The organism is Anaerovibrio lipolyticus, assembly GCF_021531495.1.
Lineage (GTDB): Bacteria > Bacillota > Negativicutes > Selenomonadales > Selenomonadaceae > Anaerovibrio.
Map to the genome: position 1 here is coordinate 31,637 of NZ_JADYTY010000002.1, position 22,042 is coordinate 53,678.

Here is a 22,042-nt window from a genome sequence, read left to right on the forward strand (position 1 = left end):
AATTGGCGATTCAAGAAAAAGATAGTACAGTTCCTGCACAGCCAAGGCTGTAATGAATACCGTCCATCGTTGTCATATTAACACATACTATTGCAAAAGTAAAGTACAAGGCAAACAAGAAAAAACACCCCCATGCATAGTACATAGAGATGTTTCCAGAAAAATTATGCTTCTACCTTAGGAATGCGCTTATCCATACCCTTAATATGGCCCTGAAGCCATACAGCCAGAAAATCAATAATCTCCAAGAGACCTGCCTGCTGATTTTCATCAATATTCTTTAAATCATAGGATTCCAACTTTTCGATAAACTGGGTATGCTGATGCATCTGGCTAAATCGCTTGCCATAGTTTATGCTCTTCATATACTCTTCTTCATGACCAAAATGGTACTTGGTATAATCCTTCAGTTCCTCAAGAACATCTGCAATTTCATCATATTTGTCCATCTTGAACTGATTTGTCAGCAATTCATAGGCTCTATTGGCAATTTCAAAAAGCTTGGCATGCTCTTCATCAATCATGGGAATGCCAGTATGATATTCTTCTGTAAATTCGTATTTCATAAAAAAACCTCCCCAATCAGATTTATATCTTCATACCCTTATTATACACAAATTTGAGCAAAAATCCATTATTCTGGTAAACATTTTTTCAAAAAATTTCCTTGACATCCTCTCATCTTATCTGTATAATATTCATTGTTGTGATTGAGCAACGGAACTTCATATAGGGGTATCGCCAAGTTGGTAAGGCACTGGATTCTGAATCCAGCATTCGTAGGTTCGAGTCCTGCTACCCCTGCCATTGAGTATTAACCGCTTCTTTGGAAGCGGTTTTTTTGTGTCCAAGAAAACAGGGAGCACTCCCAGCACAAACCAGAAATACTCCCCTAAAATATATTATTCTATTTTAGAACCGCTTAGGCTGAACAAACAAGGCCTTAATGGTAATATTAACCTTCTTAACCACCATGCCTGTCATATACTCCACATCCTTGCGAACCTGAGTCTGCAGCTTCTGTACCAAAGTAGGAATATGCTTGCCGTAGGTAATAACTACCTCACAGCCAATAACGATACCAGCTGATTCAAAACCTACTTCCCCATCCCCTTTGTAGACATGCTCTATCTTTACATCAGCTACCTTGGTAATATTCTCTCCGTCTACCAGCAGCTTGCGAACAATAGCCTTCAAGGCCCAGTCATCAATAATCAGCTTGCCATAATAGCTGAATACGGGACGTACAATGGATTTTTCTCCTAGAGTCCGCCGTCTATCCCCATCTCCTCGCTTCTTCTTCAAGAAAGAGTTTATAGGATCTACCAGATAACCAGAAAAATGTGGCTTCAATTCGATGGTTGGTACAGGAATAATATGCTTGCCCTCCCGCAATCTATGGAAGCGAGCCTTCTCCATTTCAGACTGAGTAGCAATTTCCTCAATATGCACAAAATGGGAAATCTCTGGCAGTTTCAGCGCTTTGGCTATTTTTCGTGCCATATTCTCGGATGTACCCAGAATAAGAATCCGCACGGGCTTAGTTTCTTCAATTGCTTTGCGTACTTCCTCTGCATGACCTGGCAGCACAAAGATAGCTCGCTTCACAGCCAGTACCTTATTCTGCTCCCGCTTGGCAGATTTACCGGCAATTATTTTGCCGTCCTTTATCAGCAGGCCATCATCAATAATGGCATCTGCCTGGTTGTTATGGGCAACCAAAAGAGCACGATGACTTTTTCCGGTGCCACTTGGCCCCACTAAAGCTATAACCTCCATAGTACCCTCCATTTTCTATATCCAGAAATCCAATCTTGTCTATTTGCAGCATCTTGCTAGAAGAACCCCTTTATAGCTCAGGCTCTCTGTATAGTTCCTCAGCATAGCAATCCTCTACTACAAATTCTCCTATCTGCCGAGGCCATCTGCCTGGTATGCCGTGAAAATCAGAGCCGCCAGTTACCAGCAAATGATATTTTTCTGCCAGCTCCAGATACCGCTTGGTATCCTCCTCATCATGCTTAGGATAAATAGCTTCAATGCCCTCAATACCGTTTTTCAACAGCTCCTCCACCAAAGCATCATTATGTATCAGCTTAGGATGGGCCAACACCGGCGTACCACCGCTATTCTTTATCAAATCAATGATTTCCTCTGCCTCCAAACGATAATGAGACACATAGGCAGGCTTGCCCTTTTCCAGCAACTGCTCAAAGGTATCCTTGACACTGGCACAATATCCCTTCCGCACCATAACCTGAGCAATATGAGAACGGCTAATGGAGGTACTGCCATCGGCAATCTCCAATACATCTGTCTCAGATATATCATAACCCAAATTCTGCAGCTTTTCCACCATAGTAGAAAATCTCATCCACCGGGCTTCTACCACATCGTTTAACCGCTCCACCAATTCCCTATTATAAATATCAACATTATAACCAAGAATATGAATCTCGCTGGTATCATGATGGGCACTAAATTCTATACCAGGAATAATTTTGATACCTGCATTAGGATACAGTCCTGTTTCATACAGCTGACAAAGTCCATCTACTGTATCATGATCAGTAATTGCTATAAAATTAAGACCTGCTTCTTTCGCTGCCTGAACCAGCTCCTCCGGCGTTAACAAACCATCAGAACAGCTGGTGTGCATATGCAAATCGCTTGACATTAATCATACCTCGCTAACAAGGAAAAATATATTTTACACTCACTACTTATTCGCCAAAAAACCAAAAAATCCTGCTTTATTCATAAATATATTTATTCTGTAATAAAAATACGCTCTATATTCACTGTTTTTTTAGTGGCAGTATCAATATCCATTACTACAGCAGAATACACAGCCGGCCCCTCTGCCACATTAAATCGGGCTGGCATACAGGTGGTAAACTTCTTAATAATAATCTCTGGCTCTACCCCCAGTACGGAATGCCAAGGGCCTACCATACCCAAATCTGTAATATAGCCGGTACCCTTAGGCAATATTCTGGCATCAGAAGTCTGAATATGAGTATGAGTGCCAACTACCGCCTGCACCCTGCCATCCAGATAAAAGCCCATAGCCATTTTCTCTGAGGTAGTCTCTGCATGGAAATCCAAAACAAAAATATCTGCCTCATTGCCGATTTCCGACAAAATATCCTCAATTTTCTGGAAAGGACAATCCATATCCGGCATAAAGGCCCGGCCAGAAAGGTTGATTACAGCCACGTTGGCGCTGCGGAAAGGATAAATACACCAGCCCTTCCCTGGCGCTCCCTGTGGATAGTTGGCAGGTCGTACCAGATAAGGCTCTTGGTCAATAAAGCCATATACCTCTCGATTATCCCATATATGATTGCCAGAGGTAATAACATCGGCTCCTCCCCGCAACAACTCATCCATAGATTTGCGGCTGATTCCCTTGCCACCAGCAGAATTTTCGCCATTCACAATAACCATGTCCACATTATATTTTTGACGCAGTTCTTTTGTATATCTATCAAAGGCTTTGCGGCCAGTACGTCCTACCACATCGCCTACAAGCATAATCTTCATCCTAATCTCCTTGTCAATATACCATAACCCGCCCTTCCTCACGGATGCCTACCATATTTTCCCCAATGTGATTTTCCCGCAGGAAACGAATACGATAATCTATCATTTCAGACTGAGCCTCTACAGCATCTTCATCCAGATTTCTCACTCCATCTGTCAGAAGCAAATCGGCAAAATTTTCTCTTACCAAGGTAACCAGCATGTCTATTTCGGTCTTGGTAAGGCTGTCCAGATCTCTAAATATATGCAAGGCTCTTGTTTCATAAAAGAAAGCCATTCTGGCTCCCTGTATTCCTTCAAGCTCATGATAAAGTCTCAAGCTGTCTGTCAACAGTTGATTTACCTTGGTCATCCTCTCCTCAGAGGGCTTCTGACTCAGGGTAAAATCCAGCCATATTCCCTCCTCTTTGCTGTCCAATGTAACCTTCCCCATTTCTGGGAAGCAAATCAGCAGGGAGGCTACCAGCTGGATGCTGTCCATAGATGCCTCACTAGTGGTTTTACGATTTTTCTTAAATTTCATAATTGGTACCTCCTCTCACAGATATTATGAGAGAATTTTTGCCCAGTGTCTTAAAAAAAACAGGCTGCCGCCCCAGGACGACAGCCCAATTTATTTGTCAAAATTATTTTGCGTAATCAACTACGCGGGTTTCACGAATAATAGTGGCCTTAATCTGACCTGGATACTCCAGCTCAGACTCAATCTTCTTGACAATATCGTGTGCCAGAATAACAGCACCTGCATCATCAACCTTGTCAGGCTTAACCATAACTCGAATCTCACGACCTGCCTGAATAGCAAAGCAACGCTCTACACCGCTAAAGCCCTCAGCAATCTCCTCCAAACGGGTAAGACGCTTCAAATAGGACTCCAGGCTTTCGCGACGGGCACCAGGACGAGCAGCGGATACAGCATCAGCTGCTGCCACCAATACTGCTTCCACAGTATTTGGCTCCGCATCCCCATGATGGGCCATAATAGCATTGATAACATCCTTGGACTCACGATACTTCTTGGCAATATCTGCACCGATGGTTACATGAGTACCCTCAACCTCGTTGTCAATGGATTTACCAATATCATGAATGAGTCCGGCACGCTTGGCCAGCATAACATCTACGCCCAACTCAGCAGCCATCATACCTGCCAAATGGGATACCTCTACAGAGTGATTCAATACATTCTGACCATAGCTGGTACGATATCTCAAACGGCCCAACAGCTTAATCAGCTCTGGATGAAGGCCATGAACACCGGTATCAAAAGTAGCCTGCTCACCAGCCTCCTTGATGCGCTGATCCACTTCGCGACGAGCCTTCTTCACCATTTCCTCAATGCTGGTAGGATGAATACGGCCATCAGCAATCAGCTTCTCCAAGGCAATTCTGGCCACCTCACGGCGTACAGGATCAAAGCCGGAGAGAATAACAGCCTCTGGAGTATCATCAATAATCAGGTCAATACCTGTCATGGTTTCCAGAGCCCGAATATTACGGCCCTCACGACCAATGATTCTGCCCTTCATTTCATCGTTAGGCAGAGCAACTACAGATACAGTAGTTTCTGCTACATGGTCAGCAGCACAACGCTGAATAGCCATAGAAATAATATTTCTAGCCTTTTTGTCAGCCTCATCCTTAACTTGCTGCTCATATTCCTTGATTTTCATTGCCTTCTCATGCTGCAGCTCCTCATCAATTTCAGCTAACAGCATAGTCTTGGCTTCTTCAGTGGTCAAATTGGAAATACGCTCCAGCTCAGCCTTCTGCTTCTCGTGAAGCTCATCAATAGCAGCCTGGCTCTTTTCCAGCTTTGCTTCCTTGAAGGCAAGGTTTTCTTCCTTTTTCTCCAAAGAATCCAGTTTCCGGTCCAGATTCTCCTCCTTGGACACCAGACGGCGCTCCTGACGCTGCAATTCATTACGGCGGTCACGGGTTTCACGATCTAATTCCTGACGAAGACGATGTACATCTTCCTTTGCTTCTAATAGCTTTTCCTTTTTTGCAGCCTCGCCCTTGGACTCAGCAGCCTTCACAATACGACGAGCTTCTTCCTCAGCAGAACCAATCTGCTTTTCGGCAGTCTGCTTGCGCATCATATAGCCTCCGGCACCACCTACTGTCAAAGCGGCAATTGCTGCAAGTATAATCTCAATGATAATAACACACCTCCTTCTTTTATTATTCTGCCATTTCATGGCGTTTATTATCATTCATCAGCTGTATTCTCATACAACCATACCATTATATTTTACGAATTATCCGTCGTAAAGTCAAGGGAATATATTCCACTATGCATAGTCATTCCCTAAATAAAATAACATTCCCCTGCCAACTGACAAGAGAATGTTATCTATCAAAGCTTATTATTTCTTTACCATACGGTTAATAGCACTAAAGAGAGCCATCACGGAAGCGGTAATAATATCTGTATCCATACCAGCACCCCAGGTAATCTTGCCATCTGTGCCAGTTACACCAATATAGGCCATAGCACGAGAGGTGGAACCAATTTCCAGAGCGTGCTCGCTATAGGTCAAATCTGTATATCTTACATCAGTGTTTTCCTGAATAGCATTGCTAATAGCATCCAGACGACCATTACCCTTGGCCTTAAATACAGTTGGCTTGCCGTTGATTTCCAGCTCCACATAGCCGGAGCGAGTGCCATCTACTTCCTTTTTCAAGCTGAAATCAATGAGGTTATACGGAGTAGAAACATTTACATAATTATCATGGAATATCTGATAGATTTCATCTCCCAGCAGTTCCTTATGCTTGTGGTCGGATACATCCTTAACACAGTAGCCGAAATCCTCCCGCATCTTCTTTGGCATGGAAATACCATATTTCTGCTCCATAATATAGGCTACACCGCCCTTGCCAGACTGGCTATTGATGCGGATAACATCTGCTTCATATTCACGACCTACATCATGAGGATCTATTGGCAGATATGGTACAGTCCAATGATCTGGATCCTGCTCCTCACGCCACTTCATGCCCTTGGCAATAGCATCCTGATGGGAACCAGAGAAAGCTGCAAATACCAGGGCACCTGCATATGGCTGACGCTCATGGACATGCATTCTAGTAACCTTTTCATAAAGCTCCACCAACTCATGAATATTGGAGAAATCCAGCTTAGGATCTACGCCTAATACATACATATTCATGGCAATGGTTACAATATCAGCATTACCAGTACGCTCGCCATTACCAAAGAGAGTACCCTCGATACGGTCAGCACCAGCCAGCAGGCCCATCTCGGAATCAGCTACGCCACAGCCTCTATCATTATGAGGATGGAGGGAAAGCTCCACCGCATCACGATATTTCAGGTTCTGGGAAATATAAGCTACCTGCATGGCATAAATATGAGGCATGGACATTTCCACAGTAACAGGAATGTTGATAATAGCCTTGCGGTCTGGAGTTGGCTTCCATACATCCAGCACGGCATTACATACCTCTAAAGCGTACTCTGGCTCAGTACCGGTAAAGCTCTCTGGAGAATACTCGAAGCGATAGTTAGCTCCAGCCTCCTCAGTGAGCTTCTGCAAAAGCTTGGCACCATCAATGGCAATCTGCTTGATTTCTTCCTTGTTCTTGCGGAATACCTGCTGACGCTGGGCAAAGGAGGTGGAATTGTATACATGAACAATGGCGTTCTTAACACCCTTTAGAGCATCAAAGGTCTTTTTTATAATATGCTCTCTAGCCTGAGTCAATACCTGAACAGTTACATCATCTGGAATCAGATTTTCATCCACCAAACGGCGCAGGAAGGTATATTCAGTTTCAGAGGCTGCTGGGAAGCCAACCTCAATCTCCTTGAAGCCAATCTTAACCAGCATCTTGAAGAACTCTATCTTCTCATCAAGACTCATAGGTATAACCAGAGCCTGATTGCCATCTCGCAGGTCAACAGAGCACCAGGTTGGGGCCTTGTCTGGGAACTGCTTCTGAGCCCAGCTCATATCAATAGTTGGGGGCATAAAATAACCAGGCTGATACTTTTTTACATTTTCCATCATCAATCTCTCCCTTGCTTGATTACGCAAAAACTATCTACGGAGACGATGGCAACAAAAAAGCTCCGTCTCCTTTTACAGAGACGAAGCTTAAAACTCCGTGGTACCACTCATATTCACACATTGCTGTGTGCACTCATTTACGGATACTGACATATCCTCCTGTTGTAACGGCCAGTTCCCGGCACCGCCTACACCAAAGGTTCAGGGTGCTGCTCCAGGGCCAGTTCACATTGCATTGCCTGCTGTCTCGCACCAACCGACAGCTCTCTGAAGGGTACTGCAATACTACTACTCCCCATCTTTGCATTTGCTTATTAACTTGTGTATTTAAGAGTATATCAAATCATTTGCTTGATTTCAAGTAAAAATTATTTTTTGTTGAATACCAGCTGGCCATTTTCCACTGTCATAGCCACAGTATCACCTTCGCTAACATCACCCTTGATAATGGATTTACTCAGCTCAGTTTCTACAGTATGGCTTAACAGACGACGGAGTGGACGGGCACCAAAGGCTGGATCAAAGCCCTGCTCTGCCAAGAGATTCAAAGCCTTGTCGTCCCAAGTAAGATGCATCTTTATCTGCTTTTCCAGACGGTCATTAAGCTGCTGCAGCAGGAGAGCGGCAATATTCTTTACCTGCTCCTTGGCCAAGCCCTTGAATACCACAATATCATCTACACGGTTCAAGAACTCTGGACGGAAATATTCCTTTAGAATTTCCTTAACAGCCTTCTCTGCTTCTTCTGGAGCCTTGTTCAAAATCTCATGGGAACCCAGATTAGAGGTCATGATAATAACTGTATTCTTGAAGTTTACCACTCTGCCCTTGCCATCGGTAAGACGACCATCATCCAGTATCTGCAGCAGGACATTAAACACATCTCTATGAGCTTTTTCGATTTCATCCAGCAGAATAACGCTATATGGATGACGGCGAACAGCCTCTGTCAGCTGGCCACCCTCGTCATAGCCCACATATCCCGGAGGCGCACCAATCAAACGGGATACAGAGTGTTTCTCCATGTACTCACTCATATCAATACGAATCATGCTGCGTTCATCATCAAAGAGAGCCTCTGCCAGAGTCTTGGCCAGCTCAGTTTTACCAACACCAGTAGGACCAAGGAAGATAAAGGAACCAATTGGCCGTTCTGGAGCCTTGATACCTGCTCTAGCTCGCAAAATAGCCTCACTGACTACCTTAACAGCCTCATCCTGACCAATTACCCGCTCATGGAGCACATCCTCCAAATGAAGCAGCTTCTCCCTTTCACCGGTAAGCATCTTGGTAACAGGAATGCCAGTCCAACGGCTTACTACCTTGGCAATATCCTCCTCACCAACTTCTTCCTTCAAAAGCTGGCTGTCAGCGCCCTTGGCAGCAATGGATTCCTCCTCAGCCTGCAGCTTCTTCTGCAGCTCTGGAAGACGACCATATTTCAATTCAGACAGCTTGTTCAGATCGTAATCTCTTTCTGCACTTTCCATCTGACTGCGAACATTATCCATTTCCTTCTTGATGCCACGAACTCGCAAAATTGCCTGCTTCTCAGAATCCCACTGAGCTTGCAATTCCTTCTGCTGAGCCTGCAAGCCTTCCTTTTCCTTGCGAATGCTAGCCAGCTTTTCCTGACCGGCTGCATCAGTTTCCTTCTGGAGAGCCTGCTCCTCAATTTCCAGCTGAAGAATCTTACGGCGCACCTCATCTAGTGGTGCAGGCATGGATTCAATTTCAGTTCTCAGCTTGGCAGCAGCCTCATCTACCAAATCAATAGCCTTATCTGGCAGGAAACGGTCAGAAATGTATCGGTCAGACAGCACTGCTGCAGATACCAGAGCCGCATCACGAATCCGTACACCATGATGTACTTCATAACGCTCCTTCAAGCCACGGAGAATGGAAATAGTATCCTCTACAGATGGTTCACCAACCATAACCGGCTGGAAACGACGCTCCAAGGCAGCATCCTTTTCAATGTACTTGCGGTACTCATTCAAAGTAGTAGCACCAATACAGCGCAGCTCACCACGAGCCATCATTGGCTTCAGCAGGTTGCCGGCATCCATAGCACCGTCAGTAGCACCAGCACCTACCACAGTATGTACCTCATCAATAAACAGCAAAATCTGTCCATCAGATTTTACTACCTCGTTGAGAACGGATTTCAATCTCTCCTCAAACTCACCCCGATACTTGGCACCAGCCACCAAAGCACCCATATCCAAGGAGAACAAGGTCTTGTTCTTCAAAGACTCAGGTACATCGCCAGCCACAATTCTCCGAGCCAATCCCTCTACAATAGCGGTTTTACCAACACCTGGCTCACCAATCAACACAGGGTTATTTTTGGTACGGCGGGACAAAATCTCAATGGTTCTCCTAATTTCATCATCACGGCCAATAACTGGATCCAGCTTGCCCTGACGAGCCACCTGTGTCAAATCACGGCCGTATTTTTCCAGAGCTTTGTAGCCATCCTCTGGGTTGGCAGAGTTTACATTTTGCTTTCTGTTTTTCTTAATGGAGTTGGCTATACCATTCTTGGTCAAGCCAAAAGCACGACAAATATCTCTAGCCTCGTCACTGCCATCCTCCACAATAGCCAACAGCAAATGCTCAGTACTGATATAATCATCCTTCATGCTGTTAGCCAGCTGCTCAGATTTACCAATAACTCTGCTCAGCTCCACGCTCATGGACAATCTATCCTGTCCCTTGACACTAGGAATCTTCCGCAGCTCCTGCTCCACTCTTTCCTTCAGCATACCCAGGTCAACATTAGCTTCCTGGAAGATTGTTTCCAGCAGCCCCTCTGGTTCCTGAGCCAAGGCCAGCAACACATGCAAGCTGGTGATTTCCTGATGATAGTGCAAAGCCGCATTCTGTTGGGCAGCCTGCAATGTATTCAAAACTCTCTGAGTATATTTTTCCTGTTCCATAATCTCTCCACCTTTCACAATGAGATGATTTCATTTAACATGATTTTATTCTTTTGATTTTTATTATAAACAAAAAAGACAAAAAGTCAAGATTTGTTTTTGACTTTTTGTCTTTTAACTTTTTCACGGTAATTCTACAGCAAAGGTAGTACCCTTGCCCAGCTGACTTTCCACATAAATAAAGCCTTTGTGACCATCTATTATATCCTTGGCGATAGCCAAGCCCAAGCCACTGCCTCCCATAGCTCTGGAACGAGCCTTATCTACCCGGTAGAAGCGTTCAAATATCTTGGCCTTATCCTCTTCATTAAGGCCGATACCATTATCTGCTACACTGAAACGGATTTTTTTGTTTTTCAAAATCTGAGCGGAAACCTTGATACAGCCATTTTCCGGCGTATACTTCACGGCATTATCCACCAGAATGAGTATCAGCTGCTTGATTTTTTGCTCATCACCATGACAGACAATTCCCTCTGGTACATTATCCTGAATTTCAATATGTTTTTTCTCTGCCACAGGCTGCATATTCCGCACCACCTGATGCAAGGAGCCACTAAGGTCAAAATCCTGCAGATTCAGCTTTTCTGCATTGTTATCATTGCGAGCAATTACCAGCAAATCTCCTACCAGCTTGCTCATTTTCTTAACCTCATCCTTTACATCCGCAATAACCTGCTTTAGGAACGGGGACTCTATGGATGGATCATTATACAACAAATCCGCCGAGGACATAATCACACTAAGAGGTGTCCGCAGTTCGTGGGAGGCATCTGCCGTAAACTGCCTTTGCTTTTCATAAGCATTTTGCATAGGCCGTATCACACAGCCAGATAAATAATATCCTAAAATACCCGCCAATATAAGAGCCACAAGAGCCAACATTAAAAGAAAATAGGCATATTTGGTAGCCCCTCGATAGAGTGCACTAATATCTTTACCTAGGTATACCACACCGATAATTCGATCATTAAAAGTGATATAAGAGGCAGTGATAATCATTACCTTATCATCACTAAGCTCAAAGGTGGCCACATCATAAAATGGCACCTGGCCGTCCTGAATCAGGGCCAACACATCATCCTCCAGCCACTGAGGTGCCTTGGAATAATATTGCAAATCCCCATGCAAATCAAAGGCATAGAAAAACATCCTCTCTCTATACCCCAAGTCTTCTGGCATATCGTCCTTTTGCATCAGCAAGGCATCAGCATCAGCTATATCCTTGACCACTCCTAATAGTTCCCTAGCCTGCTCCGAACTAACTGCCCACAACATTCCTCTATAGCCCATAAAGATCATCACCGCAAAAATACAGAACATCATGGAGGTATAGAGAATTGCCAGTCGCCAACGGCTTTGATAAAACATGTTGGTAAGCTTACATTTATTTAATCTCCAGTTTATAGCCAACACCCCTTATCGTATTAATCAGGAATTTCCCCTCAGCAGCCTCCAGCTTTTTTCGCAGCAGCTTCACATAGGAGTCTATATTGTTGGAGCTAACCTCAGATTCCAGTCCCCAGATACGGTCCAAAATAATATCTCTTGGCACCACAATCCCCACATTCTGTACCAGCAAATCAAAAATCTGAAATTCTCTAGGGGAAAGCTGAATAATGCTATCCTTGTGGCGCAAAACTTTAGAGGTTCTATCCAAGGAAAACTCTCCCAGCTCCATAACATCCAGCTGAATCTTCTGGCTGCTGCGGCGCCCCAAGGCCCTTAACCTGGCCATAAGCTCATCAAATTCAAAGGGCTTTACCAGATAGTCATCAGCGCCAGCATCCAGCCCGGCAACCCTATCCTCCACGGCATCCCTGGCTGTCAAAAGCATAATAGCCTTTTGATAGCCATTGGCCCGCAGTTTTTTACATACCTCCACACCGGACATCTTGGGCATCATCCAGTCCAAGATTATCACATCATATTCATCGTAGGAAGCATAATCATATGCCTGCTCCCCATCCTTTACCCATTCTGTAGCAAGCTGATTTTGTTCCAGCATGTACTGAATCAGCTTACCTAACTTGAGATCATCCTCAGCCAGCAAAACCCGCATAGCCAGGCCTCCTTTAAAATTGCGTAATTTTCTAATATTATACTCATTATAGATGAAAAAAGACTAAAAAAACAGCTTGGAAGAAAAAATCTTCCAAGCTGTTAGCAAACAAATTTTAGTGGTTTATGCTGTCACGAAGCACAACATCATGAGATCCACCCTCTACAATACTGGTAGAAGAAACCAAGGTCAGGCGAGCCTTCTTCTGCAGCTCAGGAATGCTGAGAGCACCGCAGTTGCACATGGTGGAACGAATCTTGCTCAGAGTAATGCCCACATTATCCTTCAAGCTGCCAGCATATGGTACATAGGAGTCAACGCCCTCCTCAAAGGACAGCTTCTTGGCACCGCCCAGGTCATAACGCTGCCAGTTACGGGCACGGTTAGAGCCTTCGCCCCAATACTCCTTGTAATAGGTGCCGTTAATCTTAACCACATCAGTTGGGCTTTCATCAAAGCGGGAGAAATAACGTCCCAGCATCATGAAGTCCGCACCCATAGCCAATGCCAAGGTCATATGATAGTCATGAACTATACCGCCATCAGAGCATACAGGAATGTAGATACCAGTAGCCTCATAGTATTCATCACGAGCTGCACATACATCAATCAGAGCAGTAGCCTGTCCACGGCCAATACCCTTGGTCTCACGAGTGATGCAGATAGAGCCGCCGCCAATACCTACCTTGATAAAGTCAGCGCCAGCCTTGGCCAGGAACATAAAGCCCTCACGGTCTACAACATTACCAGCACCAACCTTTACATCCTCACCAAAATTCTCATGGATGTACTTCAAGGTAATTCTCTGCCACTCAGAGAAACCCTCAGAGGAGTCAATGCACAGCACATCAGCGCCAGCCTTCAACAGAGCAGGTACACGCTCCGCATAGTCACGGGTGTTAATACCAGCACCAACAATATAACGCTTGTTGCTGTCAATCAGCTCCAGCTCATGCTCCTTGTTATCGGTATAATCCTTGCGGAATACCATATAACGAAGACGCTGATTCTCATCCACCAATGGCAGCATATTCAGCTTGTTTTCCCAAATCATATCGTTAGCCTCTGGAAGAGTGGTATCTGCACTAGCATAAACCAGCTTTTCAAATGGAGTCATAAATTCCTTGGCTGGAGTATCTGGACTCATACGAGTTACACGATAATCACGGCTGGTAACAATACCCAACAGCTTGCCGGTAGGAGTACCGTCTTCAGTTACAGCCATAGTAGAGTGGCCAGTCTTTTCTTTCAGTGCCAAAATCTCAGCAATAGTTGTTTCAGGAGTAATGTTGGAATCGCTGTCTACGAAGCCGGACTTGAAGTTCTTTACCCGTGCTACCATAGCTGCCTCTTCCTCAATACTCTGGGAACCATAGATAAAGGAAACGCCGCCCTCACGAGCCAATGCTACTGCCATGCGGTCATCAGATACAGACTGCATGATGGCGGAGGTCATTGGAATGTTCATGGAAATCTTTGGTTCCTCACCCTTTTTAAACTTTACCAATGGAGTCTTCAAGGAAACATTTGCCGGAATGCACTGATCAGAAGAATAACCAGGTACCAGAAGGTACTCGCCAAAGGTATGAGATGGTTCACTGAAATAGAATGCCAACTTAATCCCTACTTTCTGTAAAAATCAAAATGAATGCCCAAGGGGCCTTGCTAACCGAATCATATCTAAAGATATTGTTTTAATGTTAGTACAAAGAAGCCAATTTGTCAAACATTTTTCATTAGCAACTTCGATATTACTTATATGTATTTTATCCTCACATCATAACTCAATGATTAAAATATTTTAACATCTGTACAAGTACATCTGATTTGTCTGAATTTTCTCCTACATCTTTTAACCGTTGATTAAAACTTATAAACCCATTTGCTGCATAGAAATCGTAGAGCTTGGGCTGATTATTACACTCTATATATACTGTTTTTCCTCCAATAAGATGTTCCACACACCTTAACCCTCTCCAAGGCCATACCCAATAAATCATTACCTGATACATTTATTGGCAAATATTCAGCAAAATTCTTCCCCAGTTGCGCAATCAATGGCATAGAAATCATATACCGCTGTAAATCCTCATCATATTGAGAAAACTTACCTATTTTCTTCTGCATAGTTTTACTAAGTACAGAACCTAATACCGAAATAAATTTATTGGCAATGGTATAATACCCTGCCAAATATGCATCATTCTCCTGATGCACAAAAACAAGATAGGTAATTGCTATACGCTGTTTAGCAAATTGAATGGCCTTATTTCGAGCAAAATTCTCTACATCACTATTTAATGGACATACAAAAGAGGAGAGGATTTTGCTACATTCATCCTCTCCCAAACTTTCCAGCATATCCAATATATTAATCTGAACATACTCAGCCATGTTTTCTTACAGCTCCTAAAAAATTCTTTATTTCATTTTTTTGCAAATCCCTACTAGGAATAACTTTGCGAGAAATATGACTAGATAGCTTTTCCGCTCTTTCTAACGCATGAACAAAGGAATCTGCCCTACGAGCATCGTCTATAACAATATTGTGAAAAATACTTTGTGTTGCCATATTCATCCCTCCATACATTCTTACTTTAAGTATATTATAACACAGGAATATATCTCCTTCAATTAGCTTTACCTTCTGCTTTTATGAAAATCAAAAGCCCCCGTGAGCGGAGTCACAGGGGCAAAAGAAAATCAAATTACTCTACAGTTACGGACTTGGCCAGATTACGTGGCTTGTCTACATCGCAGCCACGGGTAATAGCAGTATAATATGCCAACAGCTGCAATGGCAGTACAGTCAGCAATGGAATAATCAGTTCATCAGTATTTGGCACATAGATAACATGGTCAGTATATTTCTTCAGCTCAGTATCACCCTGAGCAGCAATACCGATAACCACAGCATCACGAGCCTTTACTTCCTTGATATTGCTGAGAGTCTTTTCATAAACACTCTTCTGGGTAGCCAGGGCAATAACAGGCACACCACTGGTAATCAAGGCCAAAGTACCGTGCTTCAGCTCACCAGCTGCATAGGCCTCAGCATGAATATAGGAAACCTCTTTCAGCTTCAAGGAGCCCTCCAAAGCTACATAATAATCCAAGGCACGTCCCAGGAAGAAGGCGTCGTTATTATAGCCATACTGCTGAGCAAAGGCCATAATAGGCTCCACATCCTCCAGAGTCTCGCTAATCTGGCTAGGAATATTCTTCAACTGAGTCAAAAGCTGAGTCATACGCTCAGTATCCACAGTCTCCCGGAGGCCAGCCATATAGGCACCCAGCAGGAACATAACAATCAGCTGAGTAGTATAAGCCTTGGTAGAAGCTACAGCAATCTCAGGGCCTGCACAGGTATAAATCACCTGATCTGCCTCACGAGCAATGGAAGAGCCAACTACATTGGTTACAGCCATCGTCTTGGAGCCCAGACGCTTTGCTTCCTTCAAGGCAGCCAAGGTATCAATAGTCTCACCGGACTGGCTGACTACGATGGTCAAAGTGCTATCATCAATAATTGGCTTTCTGTAGCGGAACTCAGAAGCAATATCCACCTCTACAGGGATACGAGCCAGATTCTCAATATAATACTTGCCTACCAAGCCTGCATGATAAGCAGTACCACAGGCAATAATAAATACTCTGGAGAAGGAATTTACATATTCCTTGGTCCACTTCAGCTCATCCAACACTACAGCACTATTATCATGGGCAATACGGCCGGCAAGAGTATCTCTTACAGCCTTTGGCTGCTCGTGAATCTCCTTCAACATGAAGTGCTCATAGCCACCCTTTTCAGCTGCCTCAGCATTCCAATTAACCTCAAATACCTTCTTGGTAATAGGCTCGCCACGACGGTTGGTAATCCAAACAGAATCCTTCTTTACTACAGCAATTTCACCATCGTTAATAATATATGTACGACGGGTGCGGGCAATAATAGCAGGGATATCGGAGGCAATAAAGTTCTCTCCCTCACCCAAGCCAATAACCAACGGATTATCCTGCTTGGTGCAAATCAAGGTATCAGGATCATGCTTGGACATGAAAACGATAGAATAGGAACCCTCAATCTGCTTCAAAACCTTGCGAACAGCAGCCTCGAAATCACCATCATAAGCCTCTTCCAACAAATGAGGCAGCACCTCAGTATCAGTTTCAGACTTGAATACATGGCCTTTCTCAATCAACTGCTCCTTAAGCACCAGATAGTTCTCAATAATACCATTGTGTACTACCGCAAAATCCCCACTACAATCAGTATGAGGATGGGAATTCCAATCAGATGGAGCACCATGAGTTGCCCAACGGGTATGACCAATACCCATGCAGCCTACAGGCACATTGCCATCAATCTTCTTCTCCAGCTCTGCCAGACGGCCTACGCTTTTCTCCACACGAATTTTGTCAGCTTCATCATTGTATACAGCAATACCAGCAGAGTCATAACCTCTATACTCCAGCTTGTTCAGACCTTCCAACAAAAACTTTGATGCCTGCTTGTCGCCTACATAACCAACAATACCACACATAATATACCTCCGTATCTGCCAGTATCACAATACTGGCACAGGATAGAAAGTCCCTTTAACATCTACTACAACAATCTATCCGGAAGTCCTGTCTACCCGCGCCATCTGCTTTGTACCATCAGTTACCTGTGGCTTTGACATAGGCTTTCGATGGGGCACCACCGAGAGGCATCCGCTGAAAATTCGACAACCTCTTTCCTCGTCAGCCTGACCATATATCAGGCTCATGCGCTAAATATTGTGAAAACTTCTATATAAAAGACAATCACCATATTTTTTCTCCTGTCAACATAATCTCCCCAGGACTAGAAAGAATAATCTACAGGAAATGGTTTTCTAAAGCAAAGCTTATCCGAAAACTCTCCATTATTCTAATTTATTCATGCGCAATAGTCAATAGCATTTGCTAGCAAAATCAAAATTATTTTTGAAACGAAAATAAATATTTTCAAAATAACAGTTGACAAAAGGCTTTTTACTTGTTATGATATAGCCATAGTTTTGAAACAACAATTTATACTGTTATTTCAAAAGCGTTATTTTCTCAATTCTAATTCTATTTTCTTATGAAAAGCAACAGAAAATCTCGTTGCTAAGTAAAAACTGTTGAACTAAAAGTCATTTTCATTTATGATTAAGGAGGAACTTATTATGAAAGCAAAGGCTGTAAGACTTCACGGTGCTAACGATCTCCGTCTGGAGGAGTTTGAACTGCCTGAGATTACTGATGATGAAATCCTGGTAAAGGTGGTATCTGATAGCATCTGTATGTCCACCTACAAATGCGCTATTCTGGGCACTGAACACAAGCGTGTACATGAGGATGTAGCAGAGCATCCTGCTATTATGGGCCATGAATTTGCTGGTGATATTGTGAAGGTGGGTAAAAACCATCAGCACCAGTTCAAGGCAGGTATGAAATTTACCCTGCAGCCAGCTCTGAACTACAAGGGAACCATGTGGAGCCCTGGCTATTCCTATGAATTCTTCGGTGGCGACACCACCTATTGCATTATCCCAGCAGAGGTTATGGAACTGGGCTGCTTGCTGGAATACAAGGGCAAAGCTTATTATGAGGCTTCCTTGGCAGAGCCTATGTCCTGCAGCATTGGTGCTTTCAACGCAGCTTATCATACCCAGATGGGTGTGTACACTCATGAAATGGGTATCAAAAAAGATGGCAAGCTGGCCATTATGGCTGGTGCTGGCCCTATGGGATTAGGTGCTCTCACCTATGCCCTCCATCGGGATGTGCGTCCATCCATGATTGTAGTTACTGATATCAATCAAGATAGATTGGACCGAGCTGCTCATCTCTTCCCACCAGAGGACGCTAAGGCAGATGGTATTGAACTGCACTTTGTAAACACTGCCAAAATGGCAGATCCTGTAGCAGAGCTTAGAGAGCTTTCCGGTGGCACTGGCTATGACGATGTACTTTGCTATGCACCAGTATCTGCTGTTGTAACTCAGTCCAGCGGTATTCTGGGCAGAGACGGCTGTCTGAACTTCTTTGCCGGCCCTACCGACAAATTATTCAGTGCCACTATGAATTTCTATGATGTACACTACAATTCCACTCATGTTATGGGCACTACTGGCGGCAATACCGCTGATATGATTGAATCCCTGGAGCTGACTGCTGCCAAGAGAATCAATCCTGCTGTTATGGTAACCCACATTGGCGGTCTGGATGCTGCAGCAGAAACCACTCTGAACCTGCCAAAGATTCCAGGTGGCAAGAAGCTGATTTACACCCATCTGGAAATGCCTTTAATAGCACTCACTGACCTGCGGGCTCAGGGTGAAGCAAAAAATGACCAGCGTTATCTGGCTTTGGCAGATATTGTAGAAGCCAACAAGGGCCTATGGTGCCCAGAGGCTGAGGAATACCTGCTGGCTAATTTCATAAAAGAATAATATGTCAGAAAGCCTCCCCTAGGTTTTCTGACCTTACGGGAGGTTTTGTATTATGGATTCAATGGAATTACGAAGAAATGCTATTGTGTCATTGATTAACGAAAGAGGCTCTGTTTCCTTTGGGGATTTGAAGGAAAGCTTTCCCCAGGTTTCAGAAATGACTCTCCGCACTGATTTAAAGGCTCTGGATAAAGCAGGCTCAATTGTCCGTATTCACGGTGGAGCCAAATCTGTGGGCACTGTCCAATCTGTTATCAGCAAGGATGATTTTCTCAACAAGAGATCTATCCTGAATATAGATGAAAAACAGATTATAGCTCAAAAAGCCATTCAACTGCTGCAGCCTGAGGAAACCATCTTTTTGGATTCTGGCAGCACCGCCACCATGATGGCAGCAGCCATACCTGATGAACCACGGCTGATTTATACCTCTGGCCTAACCTGTGCCATTGAGCTGGCCAATCTGGCCAAGCCCCGTATCTGTCTGCCAGGAGGAGTGCTGAACCGTTATAGTCATAGTGTATGTGGTGTTTCAGCCATCAGTGAGCTGGAAAGGATTCACTTTAAGCAGGCCTTTATTGGTGTTACCAGCTTTAGCTATGACACAGGCTTTACCTGTAGTATTGACGAGGAAGCCCGGCTAAAACAGCTGGCCATAGAGCATGCTCAGGAGGTTATTCTCCTTATGGACTCCAGCAAGCTGCAAAAGCACAGCACCTTTACCTTTGCCCATCTGGATAATGTGGATATTATCGTATCTGACAGCAAGCTGCCCCAGGATTTTTTGACCTGCTGCCAGCAACATAATGTAAGGGTTATCTAAATACCATTTCTTCGTTCTTCCTATGTAATCGTCTTTAATTATATTTTAGGAGGAGCCACCATGAAAAATTCTATTCAAAAATTTGGCAAGTTCCTTTCTTCTATGGTTATGCCAAATATTGGCGCCTTGATTGCCTTTGGTTTTCTGGCCGCTTTGTTTATTGATACCGGCTGGCTGCCTAACAAGCAGCTAAGCACTTTGGTAGGCCCAATGCTTACCTATTTAATACCTGTGTTGATTGCCTCCACCGGTGGTTATCTGGTGGCTGGGGAAAGAGGACGGGTAATCGGCGCCATTGCCGTAGTTGGTGCAATTCTCAGCGATTTGAATATTACCATGCTGATGGGTGCTATGATTATGGGCCCTCTGGCTGGATTGGTTATCAAAACCTTTGACAGTTTTATGGAAGATCGCATGCCAGCCGGCTTTGAAATGCTGATTAACAATTTCTCCATCGGTATCCTGGGCATGCTGCTGGCCATCTTCGGCTATTGGGCTGTCGGCCCTGTAATGGCTGCCATTTTGGCAATACTCTCCGTAGGTGTAGATACCTTGGTACAGCACAATTTGCTGCCATTAATTGCTGTATTCATTGAACCAGCCAAGGTTCTCTTCTTGAACAACGCTATTAATCATGGTATCTTTACCCCTTTGGCTACGGCTCAGGTTCTGGAGCATGGCAAATCCATTCTCTATATGCTGGAGGCCAATCCTGGCCCTGGTCTTGGCGTGCTTCTTGCCTATATGTTCTTCTGCAAGGACAAAACCACCAAGGATTCTGCACCAAGTGCCGTAATTATTCACCTGTTCGGCGGTATTCACGAAATCTATTTCCCATATGTTCTGATGAACCCTATGGTTATCATTGCTCCTATTGTAGGTAATATTGCTGCTATTTTCTGGTTTACCATGACTGGTGCCGGTCTTGCTGGCCCTGCCTCCCCTGGTTCCATTATCGCCTTTTTGATGATGGCTCCTGGCTCCGATACCTTGATTGTCCTAACTGGCGTATTAATCGCCGCCGGTGTATCCTTTGCCATTGCTACGCCTATTATCAAAATGGCAGGCAGCAAATCCTTGGAGGATGCCCATAAGGAGGTAGCTGCTAGAAAGGCTCAGGCCAAGGGCGAAGCTCCTAGCTTTACTGGTTTGGAAAAGACCAATGTAAAGAAAATCATTTTTGCCTGCGATGCAGGTATGGGCTCCTCCGCTATGGGAGCTACCAAATTCCGTAACCGCATCAAAGCACAGCGCCCTGAAATTGTGGTGAAGAATACCTCTGTAGATAATATTCCTGCCGATTGCGATATTGCTGTAGTACAAACTACCTTGGCAGATAGAGCCAAAAAGTCTGCCCCTCAGGCTCAGTTGGTAACTATTGGCAATTTCCTGGCAGATCCTGCCCTTGATGCTCTCTATGTACAGCTAACCACTGGTGATGCTCCTGTCATAGAGGTACAGCCTACCGTAGCAGAGGAAGTATCTCATAATGAAAACAATTCTATTATTGTAAAAGAAGGAATTGTACTGGGACAGCTGCCAGAAACTAAGGAAGAGGCTATTGCCAAGGCTGGTGAGCTGCTGGTAAAGCTGGGCTATGTAGATGAATCCTATATTCCAGCCATGCTGGAGCGGGAAAAGCTGGTATCCACCTATATGGGTATGGGTGTTGCTATTCCTCACGGCACCAGCCAGGCCAAGGGCACTGTCAAGAAAAGCGGCATTGTCTGCCTCCAGTACCCACAGGGTGTTTACTTTGGCAGCGAAAAGGCCCAGCTAATCTTTGGTATTGCAGGTGTAGGCGACGAACATCTTGAGATTCTAGCCAATATTTGCACCATGCTGGAGGACGAAAAGGTTCTTGAAGAACTCAAAACCACTAAGGATGTAGATTGGGTTCTGTCCCATCTTTCCTAATTACGATGTAAGCCAGGACGATGCAATCCCATATAGATTGCACCAGCCTGTCTGACATAAATTTTTCCTTATATAGATACGCCTTCCTCGGGTATCTAACCAATCCCTAATATGTCTATTTTAGACAACTAACAATCCCTATAAGAGCAAAAGCCAGTCGACTTCCCCGACTGGCTTTTTGCTATGAAGATTCCTTGACCAGTTCTTAAAAAATGTATATACTATATATATACAAGGAGGTGTTTACT

At 44.2% G+C, this 22,042-nt stretch carries 17 protein-coding genes, 1 tRNA gene and 1 other annotated feature; of the genes, 4 read left to right on the plus strand and 14 right to left on the minus strand.

Annotated elements, in window-relative coordinates; all coding sequences use genetic code 11:
- Positions 1-164: 164 nt before the first annotated feature.
- Positions 165-566: a bacteriohemerythrin gene (locus I6E26_RS01740; RefSeq protein ID WP_235320114.1), complete on the minus strand. Its 402-nt coding sequence runs from the start codon at positions 564-566 to the stop codon at positions 165-167.
- A 165-nt stretch (positions 567-731) separates the two neighbouring features.
- Between I6E26_RS01740 and I6E26_RS01745 the strand changes: the two genes are divergently transcribed.
- Positions 732-807: transfer RNA gene (locus tag I6E26_RS01745), tRNA-Gln, on the plus strand.
- 105 nt (positions 808-912) lie between these two features.
- Here the strand turns inward: I6E26_RS01745 and I6E26_RS01750 are convergent.
- From I6E26_RS01750 to glmS, 13 genes are all read right to left on the minus strand, one after another.
- Positions 913-1,779 carry an Asp23/Gls24 family envelope stress response protein gene (locus I6E26_RS01750; protein WP_235320115.1) on the minus strand — a complete coding sequence of 289 codons (867 nt, stop codon included), beginning with the start codon at positions 1,777-1,779 and terminating at the stop codon, positions 913-915.
- A 70-nt stretch (positions 1,780-1,849) separates the two neighbouring features.
- Entirely contained in the window at positions 1,850-2,677 is an 828-nt protein-coding gene (locus tag I6E26_RS01755; RefSeq protein ID WP_235320116.1) for a PHP domain-containing protein, read from the minus strand.
- Positions 2,678-2,769: 92 nt separating this feature from the next.
- A complete protein-coding gene (locus I6E26_RS01760) occupies positions 2,770-3,546 on the minus strand; it encodes a TIGR00282 family metallophosphoesterase (protein WP_235320117.1) in 777 nt (258 codons plus the stop codon).
- A gap of 13 nt (positions 3,547-3,559) precedes the next feature.
- Positions 3,560-4,069 carry a hypothetical protein gene (locus I6E26_RS01765; RefSeq protein ID WP_235320118.1) on the minus strand — a complete coding sequence of 170 codons (510 nt, stop codon included), beginning with the start codon at positions 4,067-4,069 and terminating at the stop codon, positions 3,560-3,562.
- Between the two features lie 103 nt (positions 4,070-4,172).
- Positions 4,173-5,762, minus strand: a complete 1,590-nt coding sequence (gene rny, locus I6E26_RS01770; protein WP_419179897.1) for a ribonuclease Y — start codon at positions 5,760-5,762, stop codon at positions 4,173-4,175.
- 153 nt (positions 5,763-5,915) lie between these two features.
- Complete coding sequence (locus tag I6E26_RS01775) at positions 5,916-7,583, minus strand: 2-isopropylmalate synthase (protein WP_235320119.1); 1,668 nt, start codon at positions 7,581-7,583, stop codon at positions 5,916-5,918.
- A gap of 76 nt (positions 7,584-7,659) precedes the next feature.
- Positions 7,660-7,897, minus strand: a binding site (T-box leader).
- Positions 7,898-7,954: 57 nt separating this feature from the next.
- On the minus strand, positions 7,955-10,528 hold the full coding sequence (gene clpB / locus I6E26_RS01780) for an ATP-dependent chaperone ClpB (RefSeq protein ID WP_235320120.1): 2,574 nt from the start codon (positions 10,526-10,528) through the stop codon (positions 7,955-7,957).
- Between the two features lie 123 nt (positions 10,529-10,651).
- Positions 10,652-11,899, minus strand: coding sequence for a sensor histidine kinase (locus tag I6E26_RS01785; RefSeq protein ID WP_235320121.1), 1,248 nt, complete (start codon positions 11,897-11,899; stop codon positions 10,652-10,654).
- Positions 11,900-11,915: 16 nt separating this feature from the next.
- Positions 11,916-12,590: a response regulator transcription factor gene (locus I6E26_RS01790; RefSeq protein ID WP_235320122.1), complete on the minus strand. Its 675-nt coding sequence runs from the start codon at positions 12,588-12,590 to the stop codon at positions 11,916-11,918.
- 115 nt (positions 12,591-12,705) lie between these two features.
- Positions 12,706-14,205: an IMP dehydrogenase gene (locus I6E26_RS01795; RefSeq protein ID WP_235320123.1), complete on the minus strand. Its 1,500-nt coding sequence runs from the start codon at positions 14,203-14,205 to the stop codon at positions 12,706-12,708.
- A 302-nt stretch (positions 14,206-14,507) separates the two neighbouring features.
- Positions 14,508-14,939 (minus strand): hypothetical protein, encoded by a 432-nt coding sequence (locus tag I6E26_RS01800; protein WP_235320124.1) that lies wholly within the window; start codon positions 14,937-14,939, stop codon positions 14,508-14,510.
- 37 nt (positions 14,940-14,976) lie between these two features.
- Complete coding sequence (locus I6E26_RS01805) at positions 14,977-15,162, minus strand: hypothetical protein (protein WP_235320125.1); 186 nt, start codon at positions 15,160-15,162, stop codon at positions 14,977-14,979.
- A gap of 136 nt (positions 15,163-15,298) precedes the next feature.
- Complete coding sequence (gene glmS / locus I6E26_RS01810) at positions 15,299-17,134, minus strand: glutamine--fructose-6-phosphate transaminase (isomerizing) (protein WP_235320126.1); 1,836 nt, start codon at positions 17,132-17,134, stop codon at positions 15,299-15,301.
- A 651-nt stretch (positions 17,135-17,785) separates the two neighbouring features.
- On the opposite strand from glmS, the gene I6E26_RS01815 reads away from it, so the two are divergent.
- Genes I6E26_RS01815 through I6E26_RS01825 form a run of 3 tightly spaced genes read left to right on the plus strand, consistent with a single transcriptional unit; the run spans position 17,786 to position 21,794 of the window.
- Entirely contained in the window at positions 17,786-19,054 is a 1,269-nt protein-coding gene (locus tag I6E26_RS01815) for a zinc-binding dehydrogenase (protein ID WP_235320127.1), read from the plus strand.
- 52 nt (positions 19,055-19,106) lie between these two features.
- Positions 19,107-19,877 carry a DeoR/GlpR family DNA-binding transcription regulator gene (locus I6E26_RS01820; RefSeq protein ID WP_235320128.1) on the plus strand — a complete coding sequence of 257 codons (771 nt, stop codon included), beginning with the start codon at positions 19,107-19,109 and terminating at the stop codon, positions 19,875-19,877.
- Positions 19,878-19,937: 60 nt separating this feature from the next.
- Positions 19,938-21,794, plus strand: a complete 1,857-nt coding sequence (locus I6E26_RS01825; RefSeq protein ID WP_235320129.1) for a PTS mannitol transporter subunit IICBA — start codon at positions 19,938-19,940, stop codon at positions 21,792-21,794.
- The last annotated feature ends 248 nt before the right edge of the window (positions 21,795-22,042 follow it).

Coding starts and splice junctions, on each gene's coding strand:
- glmS (WP_235320126.1), bottom strand. CDS start 17,134: ATGTGTGGTATTGTTGGTTATGTAGGCGACAAGCAGGCATCAAAGTTT.
- I6E26_RS01760 (WP_235320117.1), bottom strand. CDS start 3,546: ATGAAGATTATGCTTGTAGGCGATGTGGTAGGACGTACTGGCCGCAAA.
- I6E26_RS01740 (WP_235320114.1), bottom strand. CDS start 566: ATGAAATACGAATTTACAGAAGAATATCATACTGGCATTCCCATGATT.
- I6E26_RS01790 (WP_235320122.1), bottom strand. CDS start 12,590: ATGCGGGTTTTGCTGGCTGAGGATGATCTCAAGTTAGGTAAGCTGATT.
- I6E26_RS01750 (WP_235320115.1), bottom strand. CDS start 1,779: ATGGAGGTTATAGCTTTAGTGGGGCCAAGTGGCACCGGAAAAAGTCAT.
- I6E26_RS01755 (WP_235320116.1), bottom strand. CDS start 2,677: ATGTCAAGCGATTTGCATATGCACACCAGCTGTTCTGATGGTTTGTTA.
- I6E26_RS01785 (WP_235320121.1), bottom strand. CDS start 11,899: ATGTTTTATCAAAGCCGTTGGCGACTGGCAATTCTCTATACCTCCATG.
- I6E26_RS01820 (WP_235320128.1), top strand. CDS start 19,107: ATGGATTCAATGGAATTACGAAGAAATGCTATTGTGTCATTGATTAAC.
- clpB (WP_235320120.1), bottom strand. CDS start 10,528: ATGGAACAGGAAAAATATACTCAGAGAGTTTTGAATACATTGCAGGCT.
- I6E26_RS01765 (WP_235320118.1), bottom strand. CDS start 4,069: ATGAAATTTAAGAAAAATCGTAAAACCACTAGTGAGGCATCTATGGAC.
- I6E26_RS01815 (WP_235320127.1), top strand. CDS start 17,786: ATGAAAGCAAAGGCTGTAAGACTTCACGGTGCTAACGATCTCCGTCTG.
- I6E26_RS01775 (WP_235320119.1), bottom strand. CDS start 7,583: ATGGAAAATGTAAAAAAGTATCAGCCTGGTTATTTTATGCCCCCAACT.
- I6E26_RS01805 (WP_235320125.1), bottom strand. CDS start 15,162: ATGGCAACACAAAGTATTTTTCACAATATTGTTATAGACGATGCTCGT.
- I6E26_RS01825 (WP_235320129.1), top strand. CDS start 19,938: ATGAAAAATTCTATTCAAAAATTTGGCAAGTTCCTTTCTTCTATGGTT.
- rny (WP_419179897.1), bottom strand. CDS start 5,762: ATGATAATAAACGCCATGAAATGGCAGAATAATAAAAGAAGGAGGTGT.